Origin of the sequence: Aeromicrobium sp., assembly GCF_049586495.1 — a bacterium.
Classification (GTDB): domain Bacteria; phylum Actinomycetota; class Actinomycetes; order Propionibacteriales; family Nocardioidaceae; genus Aeromicrobium.
Genome location: NZ_JBAVCB010000115.1, coordinates 20,277 through 27,247, shown reverse-complemented (window position 1 = coordinate 27,247; position 6,971 = coordinate 20,277). Strand labels below are relative to the sequence as shown.

The 6,971-nt window shown below is 68.6% G+C and carries 5 protein-coding genes and 1 pseudogene; 5 read left to right on the top strand and 1 reads right to left on the bottom strand.

Annotated elements, in window-relative coordinates; genetic code table 11:
• From WB508_RS06330 to WB508_RS06310, 5 genes and pseudogenes are all read left to right on the top strand, one after another.
• A pseudogene (locus tag WB508_RS06330) lies at positions 1 to 181 on the top strand (o-succinylbenzoate synthase); the annotation flags it as partial.
• A complete protein-coding gene (menD, locus tag WB508_RS06325) occupies positions 178 to 1,755 on the top strand; it encodes a 2-succinyl-5-enolpyruvyl-6-hydroxy-3-cyclohexene-1-carboxylate synthase (protein ID WP_423844036.1) in 1,578 nt (525 codons plus the stop codon). The pseudogene WB508_RS06330 and the gene menD, both read left to right, overlap by 4 nt.
• Before the next feature lie 73 nt (positions 1,756 to 1,828).
• Positions 1,829 to 3,412 carry a GMC family oxidoreductase gene (locus WB508_RS06320; RefSeq protein WP_423844035.1) on the top strand — a complete coding sequence of 528 codons (1,584 nt, stop codon included), beginning with the start codon at positions 1,829 to 1,831 and terminating at the stop codon, positions 3,410 to 3,412.
• Positions 3,409 to 4,926: an aldehyde dehydrogenase family protein gene (locus tag WB508_RS06315; protein ID WP_423844034.1), complete on the top strand. Its 1,518-nt coding sequence runs from the start codon at positions 3,409 to 3,411 to the stop codon at positions 4,924 to 4,926. The genes WB508_RS06320 and WB508_RS06315 overlap by 4 nt, the downstream gene beginning before the upstream one ends.
• Positions 4,927 to 4,928: 2 nt before the next feature.
• Entirely contained in the window at positions 4,929 to 5,696 is a 768-nt protein-coding gene (locus WB508_RS06310; protein WP_423844033.1) for an SGNH/GDSL hydrolase family protein, read from the top strand.
• A 12-nt stretch (positions 5,697 to 5,708) separates the two neighbouring features.
• Here WB508_RS06310 and WB508_RS06305 read toward each other — a convergent pair whose 3' ends face one another.
• Positions 5,709 to 6,959, bottom strand: coding sequence for an isochorismate synthase (locus WB508_RS06305; RefSeq protein WP_423844032.1), 1,251 nt, complete (start codon positions 6,957 to 6,959; stop codon positions 5,709 to 5,711).
• Positions 6,960 to 6,971: the final 12 nt, after the last annotated feature.

Genomic DNA, 6,971 nt, shown 5'->3' with positions numbered 1-6,971 from the left:
GGCCACCACGTCGCTGCTGTCCGGCGACGTCGTGGCCTCGCCCCTGGTGCCGGCGGACGGCATGCTGCCGGCCGGTCGGCAGATCGTGGACGAGTCCGCCTTCGCGGCGGTCGCAGCAGATGATGAGACCGACGAGCGATGGCAGCGGCGCCTCGCGGCCGTCTGGGAGGCATGCCGATGACCCGCCGGACGCAGGCCTCGGTGGAGACGGCGCGCCATCTCGTGGAACAGCTGCTCGGACACCAGGTGACCGATGCGGTGCTGGCTCCGGGATCGCGGTCTGGTCCACTCGCCCTCGCGCTGGCCGCAGCCGATCGACAGGGTCTGATCCGGCTGCACGTCCGGGTCGACGAGCGCGAAGCCGCGTTCCTGGCGCTGGGCATGGCCAAGGCGTCACGCCGCATCGTGCCGGTGGTCACCACGTCCGGCACTGCCGTCGCGAACCTGCACCCGGCCATGCTGGAGGCTGCGCATGCGGGCGTGCCGCTGCTTGCCGTCACGGCCGATCGGCCCGCCCGCCTGCGCGGGACCGGGGCCAACCAGACCACCGACCAACGCCAGATCTTCCCCGGGGTCCCGTTCGTCGACGTGGTTCCTCGCACCGGACGCCTCGACGGTCCGCAGCACCTCAATCTCGAGCTGGACGAGCCATTGATCACACCGACTGAGTGGAGCTTCGAGGTCGGCTCGATCAGCGATCCAGCTCCAGCGCAGATCCGCCGTGAGTCGCTGACGGTCGGACCGCGCACCGTGGTCGTCGCGGGCGACGATGCCCGGCAGCCGGCCCGGGTGCTGGCTCGTGAAGCCCGCTGGCCGCTGTTGGCCGAGCCGAGCTCAGGGTCACGCAATGGTGAGGCGCTGGTGGCGTACCGGCTGGTCCTGGCTCACTCGCCCGTCGCCGAGCGGATCGAGCGAGTCATCAGCTTCGGCCACGCGACGCTCTCGCGGCCGGTCACCCAGCTGCTGTCTCGGACCGACATCGAGATCGTTCACGTGGGCAACCAGCGGACTTTCCCGGTACCGGCTGGCGCGAATGTTCGGTTCGTCGACGGAGCAGAGCTCCGGTCCGATCCCGACGAACCGGGCTGGCTGGCCGAGTGGCATGCGGCCGACGCTGCTGCGACGGCTGCGATCGACGATCTGCTCGACGGCAGCACCGGGTACGACGTCGCCAACGCCGTGCATGCTGCCGTCCCCCCGGGGGGGTTGCTGTTCATCGGCTCGTCCAGCCCGATCCGCGATCTCGATCTGGTGGCGCGTCCGTACGTGGTGGGGGAGCGCCGACTGCTGATCGCCAACCGCGGGCTGGCCGGCATCGACGGCACCCTCTCCACCGCCATCGGGGCGGCCTTGGCGCGTCCATCCAGCCGCGCGATCGCCTACGTCGGCGACCTGACCTTCCTGCACGGCAGCAACGGACTGCTGGTGGGACCGGCCGAACCGCGGCCGGACCTGACGATCGTCGTGGTCAATGACGACGGCGGCAGCATCTTCAGCACCTTGGAGCAGGGGGCGCCTGCGTATGCCGACTCCTTCGAGCGGGTCTACGCGACGCCGACCGGCGCGAGCATCGGGGCGCTCTGCGCCGGCTACGGGGTGACTCACCAGCAGGTCAGCCCCGCACAGCTGGCGGGTGTTCTCGCCGAGCCGATCGCCGGTCTTCGGGTGATCGAGGTGCCGATCGATCGAGCGCACCGCCGTGAGCTGACGGCCGCGATCTCGTCAGCCGTGCGGACTGCTCTCGCGTCACGATGACAGTAGTTGTGGCACGGTTGGTTCGGGGAGACTAGGTTGGAAACGACGTCACCCCCTGTCGAACGAGGAGACCATGGCCGACGAGAACTTCGACTACATCGTGATCGGATCTGGCAGCGCCGGTGGCGTGGTCGCCGCCCGTCTGAGTGAAGACCCCGCCATCAGCGTGCTGCTGCTGGAGGCTGGTCCCGAGGACGACGACGAGATGATCAAGATGCCGATCGGGTTCTCGGCACTGTTCAAGACCAAGTGGGACTGGAACTACGAGACCACGCCGCAAAAACACCTGGCTGGTCGTCGCGCGTACTGGCCGCGGATGAAGGCGCTCGGCGGGTGCACCTCCATGAACGCCATGATCTACATCCGCGGCAATCACGCCGACTTCGACGAGTGGCGCGATGGGTACGGTGCCGACGGCTGGGGACATGACGACGTTCTTCCCTACTTCAAGAAGGCTGAAGGAAATCAGCGACTGTCCGACCAGTACCACGGCACCACCGGCCCGCTCTGGGTCGAGGACCGGGTCTTCACGCACGAGCTGAGCACGGCATTCGTCGAGTCAGCGGTGGCCTCCGGCATGAAGCGGAACGACGACTTCAACGGCGCCCAGCAGGACGGAGCCGGGCAGTACCAGGTGACGTGCAAGAAGGGTCGGCGATGGTCGGTCGCCGATGCCTACATCCGCCCCGCCATGGAGCGCACCAACCTGACGGTGCGCACCGGAGCCTTCGTGACCAAGATCGTGATGGACGGCACCCATGCGACGGGGGTGGCCTACCGCCGCCACGGCGAGTCCGTGGTGGTCCGGGCAGACCGCGAGATCGTCCTCAGCGGCGGGGCCGTCAACAGCCCGCAGCTGCTCATGCTCTCGGGCATCGGTCCTGGCGCGCACCTGCGCGAGCACGGCATCGACGTCGTGGTCGACTCCGCCGGAGTCGGCCAGAACCTGCAAGACCACCCGGCGTCGGGCCTGCTCCTGTACACCAAGGACACCTCGGACCTGGCCGAGAAGCTCAGTCTTGGCAACGTGCTCAAGTGGCGTGCCACGGGCAAGGGGCCGCTGGCGTCGAACGTCGGTGAGGCTGGCGGCTTCTTCAAGTCCCGCGACGACCTCGCTGTGCCCGACATGCAGTTCCACCTCGCCCCGACGGGGTTCTACGACAACGGCATGCATGAGCCCACCCGTCGCGGGGTGACGGTGGCCGGAACCCTGGTCAACGTGCAGAGCCGCGGCCAGCTGCGGCTGCGCTCGGCCGATCCGTCCTGGCACCCCGAGATCGACGCGGGCTACTTCGACGACCGCGCCGATCTGGAAGCCATGATCGCGGGCTACCGCCGCGCCCTGGAGATCGTGCAGCAAGGACCGTTCGCGACGCTGATCGAGGCCCCGTGGGAGCCGGCTACGCGCAACCCCACTGACGACGAGATCATCAGCACGATCGGCAAGCTCGGGCAGACGCTCTACCACCCTGTTGCCACATGTGCGATGGGTACCGTGGAGGGCAGCGTCGTCGATCCTGAGCTCAGGGTTCACGGCGTCGAGGGCCTGCGGGTCGCCGACGCCTCCGTCATGCCGCGCGTGCCACGCGGCAACACCAACGCCCCCACCATCATGATCGGCGAGAAGTGCGCCGACCTCATCAAGGAGTCACGATGACCGCCACGCTGGAACCCACCACCGACACCGGTGCGCCCACCCCCACGTTCGACTCTCTGAACCCGGCGAACGGCGACGTCGTCGGCACCCACGCCGTGGCCAGCAAGGCCGACGTCGACGCAGCCGTGGCCCGCGCTCGCGAAGCGGCCGACTGGTGGGGTGCGCTGTCGTTCAAGGAGCGCGGCGAGTACCTGCTCACCTGGCGCAGCGTCATCACGCGTCGCCTCGCCCAGCTGGCCGACCTCTCGCACCGAGAGACCGGCAAGCCGCACGGCGACGCCCAGCTGGAGATCATCCTGGCCATCGACCACATCGCGTGGGCGGCGAAGCACGCCAAGAAGGTGTTGGGCCCGCAGAAGGTCAGCTCGGGTCTGCTGATGGCCAACCAGGCCGCCACGGTTGAGTACAACGCCCTCGGCGTCGTCGGCGTCATCGGGCCGTGGAACTATCCAGTCTTCACCCCGATGGGCTCGATCGCCTACGCCCTGGCTGCCGGCAACACCGTGGTCTTCAAGCCCAGTGAGTACACGCCGGGTGTGGGCCAGTGGCTCGCCGACACGTTCTCGGAAGTCGTCGGGGGCAGGCCCGTCCTGCAGGTCGTGACCGGCCTGGGCGAGACCGGCAACGCGCTGTGCACCGCCGCCGTGGACAAGCTGGCCTTCACCGGGTCGGGGGCGACAGGCAAGAAGGTCATGGCCGCTTGCGCCGAGAATCTGACTCCGGTTCTCATCGAGGCCGGCGGCAAGGACTCGCTGATCGTCGACGAGGACGCCGACCTGGAGAAGGCCGCCGAGGCCGCACTGTGGGGCGGCATGTCGAACGCCGGCCAGACCTGCATCGGCACCGAACGCGTGTACGTGCACGAGAAGGTGTTCGACTCCTTCGTCACTGAAATCACCAGGCAGGCCCAGGGACTGCGCGCCGGCGACGACGCCGGCGCCAAGATCGGCCCGATCACGATGCCGTCGCAGCTGAAGATCATCAAGCGGCACATCGACGACGCGATCGCCAAGGGTGCTGGTGTCGCCATCGGTGGCGCCGACGCCGTCGGTGAGCGGTTCGTGCAGCCGACGATCCTGACCAACGTGCCCGAGAACTCCACAGCGATCACCGAGGAGACCTTCGGACCGACACTCGCCATCAATCCGGTGGCCAGCATGGACGAGGCGGTGGCCCTGACCAATGCGACCGAGTACGGGCTGGCCGGTGCGGTCTTCTCCGGCAAGAACGGCATGGACATCGCCCGACGCATCCGTGCGGGCATGACGTCGGTCAACTCGGTCATCGCTTTCGCAGGCGTGCCGAGCCTGCCATTCGGCGGCGTGGGCCAGTCCGGCTTCGGCCGCATCCACGGACCGGACGGGCTCAAGGAGTTCACCTACGCCCACGCCATCACCCGGCAGAAGTTCAAGCCGATCATGATGCTCACGTCGTTCTCGCGCGATGCGAAGCTCGACGCCAAGGTCGCCTCGCTGATCACCGTCATGCATGGCGGCAAGCAGACGCTGAAGTAAGCGTGACGTTTCGTCGTTTCGTGGCCCTCGGTGACTCCTTCACCGAGGGCGTGGGCGATCACGACCCTGATCTGCCCAACGGCGTGCGGGGGTGGGCCGATCGAGTCGCGGCAGTCCTAGCCGGCCACGAGCCCCATTTGATGTACGGAAACCTGGCCATCCGGGGACGCAAGCTCCTGCCGATCCTGGCGGAGCAGATCGAACCGGCGCTGTCCATGCGCCCGGACCTGGTCAGCCTCTACGCGGGCGCCAACGACGTGCTGCGCCCGCGGGTGGACATCGATGGGCTGGTCGAGGCGTACGACGAGGCGGTCGGGCGCCTGGTGGCCGGTGGTGCGCACGTGGTGCTGTTCACCGCTTACGACCCCGGCACGCACCCGATCTTCGGGGCCCTGCGAGGTCGTTTCGCCACCTACAACGAGCTGGTGCGCGAGGTGGCAGAACGTCACCACACCACGCTGGTCGACTTCTGGCGGCTGCGCGAATATCGCGACGACCGCATGTGGGACACCGACCGGATGCACATGGCCGCGCCAGGTCACCAGCGCATGGCCATGGCCGTGCTGGACGCCCTCGGCGTGGCCCACGACCTGGAGCCGCTGCCACTGGTCGACCGACCGGTGCTGTCGGACCGCGAGCGCCGGCAGGCCAATTTGGCATGGGCGCGCGAGCACGCCGGACCGTGGGTCAAGCGTCGTCTCGCCGGCACCTCATCGGGCGACTCGCTGAGTCCCCGCTGGCCGGCACCAGAGAATCTGGGCCAGCGCTGATGGAGCGCTGGCTCAGGCCAGCGCGTCGCGAACCGGGATGAACTTGGCGTTGGATTCGGCGAGCTCGTCGCCGGGCACCGAGTCGGCCACGATGCCGCAACCGGCGAACAGCCGCACCGTGGTGCCGCCGTCCTCGATCTGCGCCGAACGTAGTCCGATGCCCCATTCGCCGTCGCCATTGCTGTCGATCCAGCCGACCGGCCCGGCGTAGCGGCCGCGGTCCAGCAGCTCGATCTCCGCGATCAGGCGTACGGCCTGGTCCGTGGGGGTGCCCCCCACGGCGGCCGAAGGGTGCAGCGAGGCGGCCAGGGTCAGCGCGCTGGCGCCGTTCTTCATGACGCCAGTGACGTCGGTGGCCAGGTGCATCACGTTGGGCAGATGCAGCACGAAGGGCGTCTCCGGCACGTTCATGCTGGTGCAGTGGGGGGCGAGCGCGTCGGCGACCGACCGGACGGCGTACTCGTGCTCCTCGAGGTCCTTGCTGGAACGAGCCAGCGAGCCAGCCAGTGCCAGATCGTGGGTGTCGTCGCCCGTGCGACGGATCGTGCCAGCCAGCACCCGTGAGGTGACGAGGCCGCGTTCGAGCCGGACCAACATCTCGGGGGTCGAGCCGAAGAAGCCGTCGACGTGGAACGTCCAGCAGCTGGGGTACTGAGCCGCAAGTCGAGTGAGGGGGGCGCGGACGTCGATCGGCTGATCGAGCGTGGCGACCAGATCTCGCGCCAGGACGACCTTGTCGAGTGCTCCGCCGTTGATGCGGCGGACGGCTTCGGCGACCAGGCCCTGCCAGGTGATGCTGTCGACCGGACCGTCGGCAAACGTGGCTCCGACGGGATCGGTGGGTGCGTCACCGACGACCACCCGCGGCACTGCGGTGATGCCGTGACCGACGACCGTGAGCCAGGTCTGTCCGCCGCGGCGACCGATCACGACGTCGGGCACCACCAACGCGCTGCCCTTGGCGTCGTCGGTGAAGGTGAAGGACCCGAAGGCGACCAGACCCGAACCGGGCAGGTCCACGTCATCACGCACGACGGCGTGGGACGACAGCTCACGCCACCACTGCGCGGCGTCGTCGAAACGGCCGGTTCCCGAGCAGGTGAACTCGGCGGCTCGGCCCCAGCCGATCAAGCCGTCTCCGTGATGGACCCAGGCAAAGGCGTCATCCGGGGGAAGGAGTGCGAGCAGCGCGCCGGGGTCTGGGATCGGCGCGGACCGGATCACCAGGGGTCCGAGGACGTCGGCCAGAACGGGGTTGCTCACAATGCCTGAGTT

Excerpts from the sequence above, each read along its gene's own strand:
- menD (WP_423844036.1), top strand. The coding sequence starts at position 178 with ATGACCCGCCGGACGCAGGCCTCGGTGGAGACGGCGCGCCATCTCGTG.
- WB508_RS06320 (WP_423844035.1), top strand. The coding sequence starts at position 1,829 with ATGGCCGACGAGAACTTCGACTACATCGTGATCGGATCTGGCAGCGCC.
- WB508_RS06315 (WP_423844034.1), top strand. The coding sequence starts at position 3,409 with ATGACCGCCACGCTGGAACCCACCACCGACACCGGTGCGCCCACCCCC.